Source organism: Methylotenera sp., from assembly GCF_029945535.1.
Classification (GTDB): domain Bacteria; phylum Pseudomonadota; class Gammaproteobacteria; order Burkholderiales; family Methylophilaceae; genus Methylotenera.
This window is the reverse complement of the sequence record NZ_JAQSCU010000010.1, coordinates 578,895-593,601: the sequence shown is the minus strand read 5'-3', so window position 1 is coordinate 593,601 and position 14,707 is coordinate 578,895. Positions and strand designations below refer to the sequence as shown.

The 14,707-nt window shown below is 43.4% G+C and carries 9 protein-coding genes; 2 read left to right on the top strand and 7 right to left on the bottom strand.

Translation table 11 applies throughout. The annotated features are described in order from the left end of the window. Nucleotides 1–14 precede the first annotated feature (14 nt). Together PSU72_RS05880 and PSU72_RS05875 are read right to left on the bottom strand one after the other, a co-directional pair. A complete protein-coding gene (locus PSU72_RS05880; protein ID WP_300431390.1) occupies nt 15–2,816 on the bottom strand; it encodes an EAL domain-containing protein in 2,802 nt (933 codons plus the stop codon). Nucleotides 2,817–3,099: 283 nt separating this feature from the next. Further along, a complete protein-coding gene (locus PSU72_RS05875; RefSeq protein ID WP_300431389.1) occupies nt 3,100–5,775 on the bottom strand; it encodes a methyl-accepting chemotaxis protein in 2,676 nt (891 codons plus the stop codon). Nucleotides 5,776–6,190: 415 nt separating this feature from the next. Between PSU72_RS05875 and PSU72_RS05870 the strand changes: the two genes are divergently transcribed. Continuing rightward, nucleotides 6,191–6,805 (top strand): FxDxF family PEP-CTERM protein, encoded by a 615-nt coding sequence (locus PSU72_RS05870; protein ID WP_300431388.1) that lies wholly within the window; start codon nt 6,191–6,193, stop codon nt 6,803–6,805. 119 nt (nt 6,806–6,924) lie between these two features. Here PSU72_RS05870 and PSU72_RS05865 read toward each other — a convergent pair whose 3' ends face one another. The 5 genes from PSU72_RS05865 to PSU72_RS05845 all read right to left on the bottom strand — a co-directional run bounded on the left by PSU72_RS05865 (nt 6,925) and on the right by PSU72_RS05845 (nt 12,429). Next, a complete protein-coding gene (locus PSU72_RS05865) occupies nt 6,925–7,692 on the bottom strand; it encodes a metal ABC transporter permease (protein ID WP_300431387.1) in 768 nt (255 codons plus the stop codon). A 50-nt stretch (nt 7,693–7,742) separates the two neighbouring features. Next, nucleotides 7,743–8,648: a zinc ABC transporter substrate-binding protein gene (locus tag PSU72_RS05860; RefSeq protein ID WP_300431386.1), complete on the bottom strand. Its 906-nt coding sequence runs from the start codon at nt 8,646–8,648 to the stop codon at nt 7,743–7,745. Nucleotides 8,649–8,659: 11 nt separating this feature from the next. Next, nucleotides 8,660–10,006: a hypothetical protein gene (locus PSU72_RS05855; RefSeq protein WP_300431385.1), complete on the bottom strand. Its 1,347-nt coding sequence runs from the start codon at nt 10,004–10,006 to the stop codon at nt 8,660–8,662. Nucleotides 10,007–10,072: 66 nt separating this feature from the next. Continuing rightward, nucleotides 10,073–10,417: a hypothetical protein gene (locus tag PSU72_RS05850; RefSeq protein ID WP_300431384.1), complete on the bottom strand. Its 345-nt coding sequence runs from the start codon at nt 10,415–10,417 to the stop codon at nt 10,073–10,075. A gap of 86 nt (nt 10,418–10,503) precedes the next feature. Then, complete coding sequence (locus PSU72_RS05845; RefSeq protein ID WP_300431383.1) at nt 10,504–12,429, bottom strand: sigma-54-dependent Fis family transcriptional regulator; 1,926 nt, start codon at nt 12,427–12,429, stop codon at nt 10,504–10,506. 306 nt (nt 12,430–12,735) lie between these two features. On the opposite strand from PSU72_RS05845, the gene PSU72_RS05840 reads away from it, so the two are divergent. Further along, nucleotides 12,736–14,622 (top strand): methanol/ethanol family PQQ-dependent dehydrogenase, encoded by a 1,887-nt coding sequence (locus PSU72_RS05840; RefSeq protein WP_300431382.1) that lies wholly within the window; start codon nt 12,736–12,738, stop codon nt 14,620–14,622. Nucleotides 14,623–14,707: the final 85 nt, after the last annotated feature.

Genomic DNA, 14,707 nt, shown 5'->3' with positions numbered 1-14,707 from the left:
AATACAGGTTTAAACTAGTGAAAACTTGTTTTTAAAGCTGTGTCAAACTCATCTATGCTTATCGGCTTACCAAACAAGTACCCTTGAAATTGCTTACAGTGTATTTTTAAAAGGAGATCTTGCTGATCTTTCGTCTCAACACCTTCGGCAATCACTTCCAGCTCCATACTTTTCGCCATGGCAATAATCGTCCGCACAATCGCTTTGTCACTACTATCACAGACAATGTCTCGCACGAATGACTGGTCTATTTTTAACTGTGTAAGTGGCAGCCGTTTAAGGTACTGCAATGACGAGTAACCCGTGCCAAAATCATCCAATGAAAACCTGATGCCAATTTCTTTCAATGCGGTCATGGTAACAATCGTATCTTCAATGTTTTCCAGCAACATGCTCTCAGTCAGTTCAAGCTTGAGTAAATTGGGGTTAATGCCATGGCGATATACAGCAGCCTGCACCTGATCTACAAAATTATTTTGGTAAAACTGTTTGGCGCTGACATTGATTGAGATAGTCAGGTCATGAGTCAGTTCATTCATCTGCCAAGCTTTAATTTGAGCACAGGCAGTATCAAGCACCCACTCGCCTATAGGCAGAATCAAGCCAGTCTCTTCTGCTAAACAGATAAAATTAAGGGGCGGAATAAGGCCGCGTTCGGGGTGTATCCAACGGATTAAAGCTTCTGCGCCTAGCGGTTTATTCAACTGATCGACCTGAATTTGGTAATACAGCTGAAACTGCTGTTTATCGATGGCTTTGCGCAACTCACGCTCTAAATCTGCTCGCGTGTTAATAGCTTCTTGCATCAAGGGATCAAAGAATCGCATAGTATTTCTACCAGCTCTTTTGGCTTGGTACATGGCAATATCTGCATGTTTGACTAAGTCATCTTGTGCATCTACATGATCGCCAAATAACGCCACGCCTATACTGACCGTATTATGGTATTCATGTGTAGCAAGTTGATAGGGTTGGTTAAGCGTAGCCAGAATCTTTTGACCGACTGCCTCAGCCTGCGCTGCAGCCTCTATTGTATGGCTGCTTAAATCCTCAAGCATGACGACAAACTCATCACCTCCTAAGCGCGCAACCCTTGCCACCGTATCACCTCCGCGCAAACATTCTGTTAATCGTAAAGCCACCTGCTGCAATAGTAAGTCACCTATATCATGACCAAGTGTATCGTTCAGCGTTTTAAAGTGGTCAAGGTCGATAAATAGCAAAGCACCGTCTCTACCACTACGTTTACTAGCAAAGAACGCGCGTTTTAATCTATCAATCAGCATGCGTCGGTTGGCTAGATGCGTCAGTGAGTCATAAAAAGCTAAATGCTCAATTTCGTCTGCGGCCTGTTTACTCTCGGTAATGTCAGAAAACAAACATACAAAATTGGTAATAGTTTGTGCATGATCGCGCACAGCAAAAATATCTATCCAAGCGTCATAACTTTCACCTTTATCGCTCAAGTTTTTTGCTTCGCCCCTCCACTCTCCAGCATATTCAGACTCCTGCTGTATTTTTTCAAAAAACTGAGGGTCATTATTCACAAAGCCGATATTTTTTGGGTGAGCGCCAAGTACAGCCTCGCGGCTATAGCCAGTAATTCTAGAGAACGCAGGGTTAACTTTTAAAATATTTAGGTCAACATCGGTTATCAGTATACCGTCGTGCGCATGCTCAAACACACTGGCAGAAAGCGCCATGCGTTCAGAGTTTTCTCGTAAGGCAGCCATACTCTCGCGTAATTTATGACGCATACTGAGCACATTGGACATTAGAGTATTAGGCTTAGCTTCTAAACCATCATTTTCAAGATCGCCATCTGCAATACGCTTGACGACATCAATAGCCAAAGCCGGGTCGCCGCCAATAGGATTAACAATCAAACGTCGCAACTGCCATAAAATAATCACAACAAGTATTGCCCCCATTACCACAGCGGTAATGATAACGAACCACGAATGTGCTAAGCCAATTGAACGAGCTTCGCTTAATGGATAGGCAACCACCACTTTGAAGCCCCAATTAGGGATTTCTTCTGTGATAAATTTCCAACTTTCAGGTTGTTCATAAAATAAGCGCTCCGCCTCGGCAAGTGGCACATGGGCTGAATAAAATCGAATTTTACTATTACCATCAAGTACCATGGCAAAACCGCTTTTAAGCTGTCGCGTATTGCGCACCGCATCGCGAATCACTTTCATATCGACTTTATAGCCAACGTAATAAGCACCTATCACAGCGCCATTCGCGTCATACATAGGGTCGTAACGCGTGATATAAGGCTCATCCAGAATATCCACAACACCATGAAATGTCTTTCCTAGACTAAGCGCATTAAAAGCCTTGGTATTTGGGTTTAATACGGTACCTGTTGCTCTAGACATATTGGTTTTTAAAACATTGGTGGACACTCGTACAAAATCATGACCATCTTTTACAAAAATAGTCGCAGTACCGCCAGCTAAGCTAGATAAATCATCAACCAGTTTAAAAAGATTAGTGACAGAGGTACTGCCAAACATTAAGTTAGGAACAACCTTACCTTGCGAGTTGACCTGACCGTCTATAGACGGCTCACCCATAATTTGACTTTGCTCTTTTAAAAGCCGCATGGATAAATCAGCTTTATCCGAGACTAATTCATCCGTGACGTCAATAAGACGAACCAAGGTCTTAGCTTGTTCATGTGCGTCAGCTTGAATACTATCGAGTTGCTGCGAAGTCTGTTGTGTAATCAACACAAATGGCGCTGCCGCTAAAAGAATTAGCACGGGCAGAATGAAGCGCCATATTGTGGATATTTTATTAATCATATTGACTTACAACTCATTTACATTTTGTAACGAAATGATAGCTTAACTTTAATCTATCTCAACAACTACCATTGAAAATTAGTTATTTATAATATTTAGATACGACATCATGGCCAAAGTGAGACTTTAGAAAAATTCACTGACTCGCTTTTGTAGGTTGGGGTTTTAACCCCACGCGGTTCAATATTTCAAGGTTGGTGACGCATGGGTTGAACCCACCCTATTTGTCTTGCCTAACAAACTCACTGGCATTGCGAACTCATTCACCATGCCAGCTTGTATCTTAAAACTCTTCCCACTCATCATCATTAGTACCCGTTTTAGCCACCGCTTTAGGCGCAGGCCTGCTGGCTACCGCATGCATTTTTTTGACTGGGGCGCGTAACGGGCTATTCACTGCGCGACGGTTATCATTAGCTCCACTGCCGTTGTTCAACTTGAATACACTGACTACATCGGCGAGTTGTATCGCTTGTTCTACTAAGCTTTCAGCTGCGGCTGCCGCTTGTTCTACTAAGGCGGCATTTTGCTGGGTGGTTTCGTCCATGCTGGTGACTGCTGCGTTAACTTGGTCGATGCCTGCACTTTGCTCACTTGAGGCGGCGGTGATTTCTCCCATGATGTCGGTCACTCTCTGTACTGAGGCGACGATCTCTTGCATGGTTTTACCAGCTTGTTCTACTTGTGTTGTGCCTTCGGCGGTTTTGCTGACTGAGTCTGAGATGAGTTCTTTAATTTCTTTGGCTGCGCTGGCTGAGCGTTGCGCGAGGTTGCGTACTTCGCCTGCGACGACGGCAAAGCCTCGGCCTTGTTCGCCGGCTCGGGCAGCTTCAACAGCGGCATTGAGTGCAAGGATGTTGGTTTGGAAGGCGATGCCATCAATGACAGAAATAATATCTTCAATCTTTTTAGCGCTGCTGTTGATGGCGCTCATGGTAGAAACGACTTGACCGACCACTTCGCCACCTTTTACCGCGACGCCTGAGGCGGCTGCGGCTAGTTGGTTGGCTTGTTTGGCGTTCTCAGCGTTGTTTTTAACGGTTGAGGCGAGTTGTTCCATACTCGCGGCGGTTTCTTCTAGGCTTGAGGCTTGTTGTTCGGTGCGTTGTGAGAGGTCGTTATTACCTGTGGCAATTTCATTGGCTGCGGTGGTAATGGTTTCGATGGCTTCTTTGACGGCGATAATTGGGGTGACGATGGTTTCTAGTGTGGCGTTGACGCCTTCTACAACTTTGCGGAAGTCGCCTTGGTGTTTTGTGGCGTCAGCACGTACGGTTACACGTCCATCTGCGGCGGCTTCTGCTAGTAGGTTGGCGTCAATCACCAGATTATTGATTGCTCTAATACAGGTGTTCAAGTTGTCTTTAATGTTGTTAAAGTCGCCGTTGTAGTGCGCAGTAATACTGTCTGGAATATCGCCCTTTGAAATGCGCTCTACGCAATCTGCAGTGACGTTGAGCGGCCCTACCACTGAATCCAATGTGTTGTTTACGCCTTCAATAATCTTGCGGAAGTCGCCTTGGTGTTTACTTGCGTCTGCACGGGTCGACAGTTTGCCTTGCTCAGCAGCTTGAGATAGGGTGTTTGCATCATTCACCAAACTATTAACCGCTGTAATGCATTGGTTAAGATTGTCTTTTAATTGATTAAAGTCACCATGATAAGTATCAGTAATCTGAGCTGGTATATTGCCTTTAGCCATACTATCTACATAGCTTGCGGCTACATTAAGCGGGTTAATGACCGCATCTAACGTATCATTTAGACCCTGCACAATTTTGCGGAAATCACCTTGATGCTTACTTGCGTCAGCACGTGTACTGAGTTTGCCAGCGACAGCGGATGCAGAAAGCACATTTACATCGGTCACCAACGCATTAATATTGTTGCGCACTTGTTCAATGGCTTCGTTTACAAAGGCTTTTTTACCTGGAAACTGTTCTAGTGTTGCAGTTAAATCACCTTCGCCAAAACGCTTCACACAAGCAAGGGCTTTTTTATTCATGTCAATATGACCAGCGACCATCTTATTCACACCCGCAGCCATGTCTGCATAACCACCTTTAAATCGACTGACGTCTACATCAACATCAATATCACCAGCATCGTGCTGCGTACTGACGTGATTGAAAGACTGGACTATTGAATGAAGCGTATCTTGTAAAGACTTAATAGAGTAAGCAACGCTTGTTTTATCGTTTTCTTGAACCACAATTTTCTGGTTCAAATCACCTTGCGCGAAGTTACTTGATAACTCAGCTAAATCACTAGGCTCTGCGCCCAACTGACGCATTAAAGTACGTAGGGTTAAAGCGACCATACCTAACACCGTAAGCAACACCAAGGCACCAAAAATCATAGAGATTGTTCGGGCAGTAGCTTTAGATGAAACCGCATTAACTGCATTCTGTTTTGCAAGCTGCATCTTGTAGTCAGCATGTTGATCCATTAATTTGGTCACATCTTTACCGACAGCATCTGCATTTTTTAGTGCAGTGTCCAGTCTATTTTGTAATGCGACTTTATCCGTTGGCTTTACCGAGAGTATTTTTTGAGCATTGCTGCTTGAAATATCGATGACTGTAGCCATTGCCTGGTAATACATAGATAGTTTGTTAGACTCTGCGTCATACATAGACTTGTCTTTTTCATCTGAAATGAGCGACTTGTAGCTACTAATAGCTTCGTCAACTTTTTCTTTTTTTGAGTTTATAGACTTCTCTTCGCTTTTCTTTTCATTAGCATCATCAAGAATGACGTGGCGCTGCAAGCTAATTCGCAAGCGCAAAAAATACTCATTCGCTTCGGCTAACTTAGAAATGGAGGGAATACTATTTAAGTTTGCGTAATTAACTTCAGCAAACACACGATTAACCGTGTATTCAGACATTGCTATTAAAGAAACAATGCCCAATGCCGCAATGGATGCGAGGACTTTTATACGTGTAGCTATTTTCATTTCGATCATTCCCAAGATTATTGTGCAACACATTCAATACACTGACTAAAATTAGCACACACTTATTTAACTACATGAAGTCTGTATTTAATCTTGGGAATACAAGGGGTATATGCTAGTAAATCAGGCTATAGCCTAATTTACTAAGTAAAATAAGTGATCAGAATCTGTATGCTCTAAATTAGCATTAACTTAAACTGTAAATTCCATATAAATTTACAATAACCTCAATAAAACATATAGTTACAATATAAATCCTCGTGTAATTTATTATTTTCTTAGCCCATTCGGGCTATTGTTCTAAAAACTGGTCGGTTGATAATGATTTCTCGGCTAATCTAAAGTAGCCGCATAAAAAAATGTAGGCCGCAATGATTAATGCAGCCACATTAATAATGAAGCTAAGGAGAGAGTCATGAAAAAAAGTGCGATAGTATTGGCATTGGCGTTTTTACCTACATTGGCAAATGCAAATTTAGTAGTAAATGGTTCTTTTGAGTCGGATACACAGGCAGCAGGAACTTGGAATATCTACGACAACCTAACTGGCTGGACTGGTGGTAGATCAGGTATAGAGTTACGTAATAATGTTGCTGGTGCGGCTTCTGATGGCGTTAACTTTGTGGAGCTTGATACTACTAAAAATAGTTCAATGTATCAAATAGTTAGCACGTCTGCAGATACTTGGTATACCTTGTCATTTGATTATTCACCACGTGAGGGTGTGTCAGCTGAATCAAATCAAATTAAGGTTTGGTGGAACCATGATCTACTAACAAGCCCACCGCTTAAAGGTGATGGTGGCCCTCTAGGTTCTGGTAACAGCTGGGCTAGTTATTCATTCAAAGTGCTAGGTACAGGGAGCGATAAACTGTTGTTCGATGCTCTGGGTGCGAATGACTCTTACGGCGGCAGTTTAGACAATGTTAACGTTTCAGCCGTACCAGAGCCAGAAACCTACGGCATGATGCTAGCTGGTTTGGGTTTAATGGGTTTTATGGCTCGTAGACGCAAAAATAATCAGGTGTAATAACTAGAGTTTCAGCATGAAAAACGGGAGCTAAAGCTCCCGTTTTAGTTATTAAGCACCGATGTCTTAATAATCAATAAACCCAACGTAAATGCCGATTACCAGTGCGAAGAGCTCTGTTAAACACTGACTTTAGATTTAACAATAAACACATTAGCTAACACGCCCACCGCCGCCAGACACCAAACAATAACAGCGCCTGAAGGCAAATCAAATATAGCTGATAACGCTAAACCGAATATATAAGCTGCTGAGCCAATTAAATATGCACCTATCATTTTTCTGGATTCAGGCCAATTTCGTACAGCAAGTGCTGGAATAATCAAGCTGGAAAACACTAAATAGATGCCTACCATTTGCACTGAAGCGGTGACAGCTAGAGCAAACAAACCATAAAAACCCGCACGACCCATTTTATCTTTTAAGCCAAACCATACGGCTAATATAAGCACTGACAGTATTGAAACAGGTAATAACTGGCTCATGCTAACCCAAAGAATCTGACCAGCTAGCAAGTCCTTTAAATGCTCGCCGCCGTGCGGGTTGTTAGCCAGTAACAATATGCCTGCACTGGCTGCCAACACAAAAAATACACCGATTAATGCCTCTTGAACTTCTGGCCACTTTTTCTCTGTCCAAGTGAGTAGTAACGCGCCCAGTAAAGCAGCGCTCACTGCCGCAATTTGCACCTTGATACCTTGCGGCTCCCAGCCCATGGCATCGGCAGCAATCACTCCCAAAGCAGCAATTTGTGCCACCGCGAGGTCGATAAATACGATGCCTCGCTTAAGCACTTGCTGACCGAGTGGCACATGCGTTGCCAGTACTAATAAGCCAGCTAAAAACGCTGGGCCAAGGATATTAAGATTTAAGGTATCAAGATTCATTAGTACGCTCCGTAGGTCAATCTATTAGCAATCCAAATAATCATCAAGCTTTACTTAGCCGCATCTAAAAGACGTTGCACGGTGTCGTTAAATAAAGAAAACAGGTCTTTGGCACGATCTGACCCGCCTACTGTAAATGGCAACGCTACCGCTGGAATCTTAGCTTTCTCTGATAGCCATTGCGATGGACGCTCGCTGTTGTATGCCGCTCTAATCACCATCTTCGCAGGCTGACGCTCCAACTGCGTAAGTACCTCGTTAAGGTGGCTACTGGTTGGCTCAACGCCTGGTTTTGGCTCTAGCGTTGCTACTTCACGTAAGCCCAGCCAATCTTCTAAATAGGGAAAGCCTTTGTGCTGCACGACGATAGCCATGCCTTTAAGCGGTGCTGCCTGAGCTTCCCAACGCTTGCTTGCATCTTGCCAGCGTTGCGCAAAATCTTTATGCTTAGCTTGGTAAAACAAAGCATTAGGCGCATCGATTTCAGCAAGTCGCTGAGACAAGGCATCACCCACTTTAGAAATATTGCGCGGGTCAGTTTGAATATGCGGATTGCCACCTGGATGCACGTCACCATCCGCACGGTCTAGACGGCTTGGTATTTCTAACATGCGCACATAATGCGCAGCCTCAAAATTACCCGCCTTGCCAGCTAATACATTGGTATTGCCTGCTTGACGTAGCAATACAGGCAGCCAGCCAATCTCCAGTTCAGAGCCTGTACATACCAGTAAATCAGCCTTGCGCAACTGCGCAACTAGGCTAGGTTTAGCTTCAATATGGTGAACATCTTGCAGGGCATTAGTTGCGGTAAATACAGTGACTTTATCGCCACCAAGCTCTTGCGCAAGCGCACCCCACTCTGGCTCGCAGGCAAATACATTAAGTGCAGCTTGTGCAGATTGTGCTGTAGCTAGTAATACAGCTAGTGATAATGCTTTGAATATATATTTCATCTAAGATCTCCTTAATATTTGTGTGCGCCATGAGCGCCTAGGCTCATTTGGTACTGGATGAATATTTGATTGTCGGTAGCTTCTTGGCGGGATTTATCGCTAGAGACCTGTAAGCGGATGCGTGAGAATTCGCTTGGGCTAAAATCCAACATGGCACTGACGCGTTTAGGGTCGTAGCTACTATTCGCTAGATTAGCTGCGTTATCACCATAATTAACACTCCCGCTGTTCAATTGGTCGTAACGCAAGCCAGCGCGCCAGTATGGCAAGAATTTATAAACACCTTGTAAGTACCAGCCATCTTGCGATGCATTGTAATTATTAATACCACTGTCGTTAGTCAAATCGCCACTCTCTTTACGATGCAGATATTCACCCTGCAACTTAAAGCTGGTATTAGTTGCATTACCATTAGGCGCCCATTTCCATACAAAGTCGGCTAGCCAAACTTTACTATTGCCTGTGAAGCTATTGGTCACTTCAGCAGCTGAGGCATCCAAGTCGTCAGACTGCCTATCTTTAGGTGAAACCTCTAGATATGACAAACCTGCGCGCCAACTACTGTTAATACCTAAATCACCCCCTACATGGGCAAATATTGAACCAGCGCCGCCACCATTTTTATCTCGGCCTTCTGTATCAGCTATGCGTCCACGACCATATTCAGCACCAAGTTCCAGAAACATATCAGTCGGTGCTAACCATTTCAGTTGTATACCATCATCACCAAACTGAGTGCCAAGGAAAGCCTGATAAGCCAATGGGTTATCTACAAAATCCCAAGTATGAGCATGTTGGTCATTTAGATAACCAATGCTGGAAAAGAATCGTCCGGCTTTAAGCGTGACGCCGTAAGGCAAGGTGGTTGTTTGTATAAAAGCCTCCTCCACGCCTATGGTATTGTCTGGCGCTAAGGCTAAGTTAAGGCCGCCATAAAAATTAGGGTCTACACTGGCATAAACACCCAATTCAGATTCACCTAAATTAAATCCTTTGGTGCCAGGTCCAATTTCACCACCTGCCTGAAAACCCGTGATGTGATACTTAGAGTCTTGAGAACGGTTAGCATAAGTACCCGATAAGATTAAAGAAATATCAGGATTAAGCGCATTGCTGGCAGTTGGTCTGGCGCTCGCTTGTACAGAGGCTTCTTCAGCCTTTTTACCCGCCTCACCCGCGACTGTTTCAGTCGTTTGTAACCGTGATTCTAAGGTTTGAATACGCGACTCATAACTCTGTTTCATTTGCTGAATTTCAGCGCGTAATGCTTCTAATTCGTTGCTATCGTTTGCTTTTGCTGCAGCAGGCAGCAGGAAGGTAAGCGCAATGGCGCGCACCAATACTTTTTGATTGAACATGTGAACCTCGTCGTTGCAAAAATAAATAAAACCATGCCTTAACAGGAATGGATTAAGATTTAAGTACTAAGCGAGGATAGGCGGAGCGCGAGAACGGTAAGAAGAGAAACGTGTGGAAATGACGGACTGGTGTAACGCCGTCAACAGTTCAAATTGCCCTGAAGCAATATTGAGAATATGCGCTTGCGAACCAATAGCCGCAGTGAGGCCAGCAAGTGATAAGCACTTTCCGCACACTTCAGCATGATTGCTAGACTTATCTTCACTTGAAGACTTTTGATTTAAAGTCTGCTGATTGGAAGTCTTTTGTTGCAGGTCTGCCGTATGCACATAAGCATGCACCATCGCCTGTTGCTGCCCAAATACGAGCAGCACAGCAAAGAATAAGGTCAGAAATGAACGACGAATCATGAATTTATTATAACAAACTAAATATTAAGTCATATAAATTTATTTAGACATTAGCCATAAGTCTATAAAAGTATGGATGAATTAATCTAAGAAACCAGCCCGATTAATTTCAATTTTCGATACAACGTATTACGGCTAATACCAAGCTGACGCGCCACTGCTGAGATATTGCCAACGTGTTGTTGCATAGCCGAGCGTATGGCATCTTCGGCTAAATAATCTAACGCCAAAGTTTTTGGTGAGGCTATTTTAGGTTGTAGCAGAGTGCCTAAATTTAGGCCTTGAAACTCATCTATAAAATCTTGCGTAAGGTGTGTCTCACTAATCTCATCGCCATCTGCAAGTGCTAAAGCAGTTCTTAACACATTGTGTAATTGACGAATATTACCTGGCCAAGGATGCGTTTTAAAAACCACCATCACTTCAGAAGAAATATTAATGTCACTTGTTTGCTCAACCTGAAGAATGACATCAATAAGTGCCTGCAAGTCAGTACGGTCTCGCAATGCTGGCAAAGCCACACTCAAACCATTTAGACGATAATACAAGTCACTTCTAAACTCGCCAGATTCTACTTTTTCTTTCAACTTTTGATTAGTGGCGCTTACCAATCCAAAGTTCACTGGAATAGACTTTGTGCTGCCTAAAGGAGTGACTTTGCGTTCTTGAAGAACGCGTAATAGGCGTGCTTGCAAGGCCAGCGGCATATCACCGATTTCGTCCAAAAATAGCGTTCCGCCATCTGCTTGCTCTATTTTACCCGCACTACCCTTACGCTTAGCGCCAGTAAATGCGCCTTCTTCGTAGCCGAATAACTCCGCTTCAATCAAGCCTTCTGGCAAGGCTGCACAGTTGACTGCTATCCACGGCCCTTTGTGTTGCGGGCTTGCCTCGTGAATCGCACGAGCGAATAGCTCTTTACCCACGCCAGTTTCACCTTGAATCAAAATAGGAATATCACGGTTCAACACTTTTTTAATTTGTTGAATCGCATGCGCAACTTTAGCATCGCCGCTATTCAATAAATCTAAATTAGCCGCACTAGCTCTTTTCACTTCACGTGTAGCCACTGCGGATTGCTGCTGTTTATGCAACGTTTCTACTTTCACATAAAGTCGCGCACCGTTATTCAATCGTAATGGCACGATTAACTTATCAGCACCATTCATTTGTCTGAGTAAATTTGCGAGCGGAATATCAAAAATATTTTCAAAATCAATTGGCTGACTATTTTGCGAATTTAGGCTGAGTTGAAATTGCCCACTACGATTATTCGCCACTAATTGTCCAGTTTCAGTAAACATAGCAACGCCTTCCCACAAGGTACCGATAAACTCAGGCCTCGCATGAAAATGTAAGACGATATCGCTTTGATGGCTGGCTAAGAAAAGCCTATTTTCAATCATCTGCGCAGACATTTTGACTAACGCCAACGTGTGCTGCTGCGAAGTGTTCGAGTCATTCGATACATCTAGTGTGGCAATCAGTTGATTTTTGGCGCCAAAGATAGGCACAGCAGAACAACTCAGCGAGTGATGGTAAGCCATAAAGTGTTCGGCACCCTGCACTGTCATGGCAGATTGCTCTATCAACACGGTGCCGATGGCATTGGTCCCACGATGGTCTTCACGCCAAGATGCGCCCGGCGACAGGGCAATGCGTTGCTCTTCTCTTAGCAAATGATGGCCGCCTAGGCTATTTAAAATCACCCCTTGGTCATCAGTCAAAATCACAATATTCCGCGTATGCGCAATTTGCTCGTTCAGGGTTTCCATTTCGGGTAGAGCAAGTGAAAGCAACTGGCGATTTTGCTCACGCTTCAGCGCGAGTTCTTGAGCTGTAATGACTTCCAAATTAGATGGTGAATGGGCATTCACGCCATTGGCAAGACAACGCCGCCACGAGCGCTCTATGGCTTCGGCAATACTGCCTTGCTCAACATTGCCTTTGGTTAAGAAGTCGTTTCTGGCTTGCGAAACGCTCTGCGTGCGATCTATCGAAAAATGATTCATGACCTAGTAAAGCTTCCAATTCGGGTGAGCAACTTAATTGAACAACTGTCACGTAACACATTGTTCAATATTGACACAGTATTAAAAAATTAATGAATATCTCACCAACGCATACGAGCATTTAATAAAAATAGTTGATTGATTTTAAACCATTTTATTCCGTTAAAACTACTTTATATTGCCAATTTTTGATGTTGGCACATCAATTGCAATAACTACATTGCAACAGTCACATTGTTACAAATATCGTTCAATGCGCGACATGAGCAATACACAACTTAAAAAATATTATATTTGAGGATAAATATGAACCATCAATTTAAACGTAAATTTGGTGCCGGCCTAGTGTTAAGCGCAGGACTTTTTGGCTTAATGAGCACACCCGCTTTTGCTGATGACGAACAATTAAAACTGATGAACGATGATAATCAGTGGACTCAACCACGTAAAGATTACAGCAACACAGGTTATAGCCGTTTGTCACAAATCAACAAAAGCAATGTTAAAAAGTTAAAACTTGCTTGGACATTCGCCACAGGTGTTAACCGTGGTCACGAAGGTGCACCATTAGTTGTTGGCGACATTATGTACGTCCATACTGCATTTCCAAATAACGTATATGCTTTGGACTTAAACAATGATCAAAAAATTGTTTGGTCATACTTTCCAAAACAAGATGCTAGCGTTCAAGCAGTATTATGTTGCGACAACGTGAACAAAGGCTTAGGTTACGGCGATGGCAAGATTTTCCTGCAACAGAATGACGGTGTTTTAGTTGCATTAGATGCCAAAACAGGTAAAGCCATTTGGGATACTAAAGTGACTGATCCTAAATCAGGCTCATCAAACACCAATGCTCCACACGTGTTTAAAGACAAAGTAATCACTGGCTGTTCAGGTGGTGAGTTTGGCGTACGCTGCTACATCTCAGCTTATAACATTAAAGATGGTGCGTTGGTTTGGCGTGCATACAGCACAGGCCCAGATGATGAAATGTTAATTGGCAAAGACTTCAATAAAGAAAATCCGCACTACAGCGCATTATCAGTTTATGAAGATGTGAATGGTGGTAATAAGCTAGGTGGTTCATTCAAAGCTATTCCTAAAGAAAACTTAAAATACCCAGAAGCTAATCTAGGTGTAAGAACTTGGTTAAAACCACAAGCTAGAAAAGATGGTTGGCAAACTGGTGGCGGCCCTACATGGGGTTGGTACTCATATGATCCAGCACTTAATTTGATGTACTACGGTACAGGTAACCCTGGCACTTGGAATCCGGATGTACGTCCAGGTGATAACAAATGGTCTATGACGATTTTTGCACGTGACTTAGACACTGGCGTGGCAAAATGGGGCTACCAAATGACGCCACATGATGAGTGGGATTATGACGGCATGAATGAGATTGTATTATGGGATGCTAATGGCAAGAAACTAGCTTCACATTTTGACCGTAACGGCTTTGGTTATACATTTGACCGCACTAACGGCACTTTGTTAGTTGCGCAAAAAATGAACCCATTCGTGAACTGGGCAACTTCTATCGACATGAAATCAGGTGTGCCGATTAAAGATCCAAAATACTCAACTCACCAAGACTACAACGCTAAAGGCATTTGCCCGTCAGCTTTAGGTGTTAAAGATGAACAACCCTCAGCGTTCTCACCTAAAACCAAAATGTTTTACGTGCCGCTTAACCATGTATGTATGACTTATGAGCCAGTTGAATCTAAATACGTAGCTGGTCAACCATGGGTTGGTTCAACCCTGACCATGTTTGCAGGCCCTGATGGCGTGATGGGTGGCTTCATGGCATGGAACGGTCTAACTGGTAAATCTGCTTGGTATAACAAAGAGAAGTTCTCAGCTTGGGGCGGTGCTTTAGTTACGGCTTCTGATTTAGTGTTCTACGGTACATTAGATCGCTGGGTAAAAGCGCTTGATGCCAAAACAGGTAAAGAGCTTTGGAAATTCCAAGTAGGTTCTGGCGTGGTTGGTAATGCCATTACATACGGTCACAAAGGTAAACAATACGTTGCCGTGCTATCAGGTATTGGTGGCTGGGCTGGCGTGGCAATGAACCTTGGCTTAACCAATGAAACCGATGGCCTTGGTGCTGCTGGTGGTTACAAAGAATTAACTAAGTACAACGCTGCGCCAGGTGGCGGCGCTATGAACGTATTTAGCTTGTAGTTGATAAGCAATAAGTAAACTAAAAGAGCCAACCTAATAAGTTGGCTCTTTTTTTATCAACAGTAGTTTTAACCACGCAAACATT

Bases quoted from the DNA above. Each gene is read 5' to 3' on its own strand.
- PSU72_RS05880 (WP_300431390.1), bottom strand. From the start codon at position 2,816: ATGATTAATAAAATATCCACAATATGGCGCTTCATTCTGCCCGTGCTA.
- PSU72_RS05875 (WP_300431389.1), bottom strand. From the start codon at position 5,775: ATGAAAATAGCTACACGTATAAAAGTCCTCGCATCCATTGCGGCATTG.
- PSU72_RS05870 (WP_300431388.1), top strand. From the start codon at position 6,191: ATGAAAAAAAGTGCGATAGTATTGGCATTGGCGTTTTTACCTACATTG.
- PSU72_RS05865 (WP_300431387.1), bottom strand. From the start codon at position 7,692: ATGAATCTTGATACCTTAAATCTTAATATCCTTGGCCCAGCGTTTTTA.
- PSU72_RS05860 (WP_300431386.1), bottom strand. From the start codon at position 8,648: ATGAAATATATATTCAAAGCATTATCACTAGCTGTATTACTAGCTACA.
- PSU72_RS05855 (WP_300431385.1), bottom strand. From the start codon at position 10,006: ATGTTCAATCAAAAAGTATTGGTGCGCGCCATTGCGCTTACCTTCCTG.
- PSU72_RS05850 (WP_300431384.1), bottom strand. From the start codon at position 10,417: ATGATTCGTCGTTCATTTCTGACCTTATTCTTTGCTGTGCTGCTCGTA.
- PSU72_RS05845 (WP_300431383.1), bottom strand. From the start codon at position 12,429: ATGAATCATTTTTCGATAGATCGCACGCAGAGCGTTTCGCAAGCCAGA.
- PSU72_RS05840 (WP_300431382.1), top strand. From the start codon at position 12,736: ATGAACCATCAATTTAAACGTAAATTTGGTGCCGGCCTAGTGTTAAGC.